The sequence below is a fragment of the Nonomuraea candida genome (assembly GCF_000725485.1).
Lineage (GTDB): Bacteria > Actinomycetota > Actinomycetes > Streptosporangiales > Streptosporangiaceae > Nonomuraea > Nonomuraea candida.
In genome coordinates this window covers 1-362 of the sequence record NZ_JOAG01000159.1, presented here as the reverse complement: position 1 = coordinate 362, position 362 = coordinate 1, and the positions used below count along the sequence as shown (strand labels likewise).

Here is a 362-nt window from a genome sequence, read left to right as displayed (position 1 = left end):
CAGGGCCGAAGCGTTCTCACGTGCTGAAACCGAGTAGCTGAAGAGCGTCGGCGGGGTGGCTGCGGTAGTGGTCTGTGGCGGCGGCGATGTTGGTCCAGCCGAGTAGACGGGCCAGGCCGATGGCCAGATTGCGGAGGCCGGCCATGATCCGGGGTGCGGTGCCGGTCCGGACGCGGGAAGCGTCCTCGCGGTAGGTGACGTCGCGGATGTGGTGCAGGACCTCAACACACCAATGCCCGCGGATCAGGGCGGCGAGCTGGGCGTGAGTGATCCGGCCCGGTGGGAGGCTGGTGATGGCGTAGATGGTGACGATGGTGGTCTTGCCGGTGCGGTGGTCGGTGCGGCGGCGTTTGACCTGGATG

At 68.0% G+C, this 362-nt stretch carries 1 pseudogene; it reads right to left on the bottom strand.

The features are described from left to right. Positions 1-16: 16 nt before the first annotated feature. Positions 17-362, bottom strand: a pseudogene (locus tag IO39_RS56425) (ISAs1 family transposase); the annotation flags it as partial.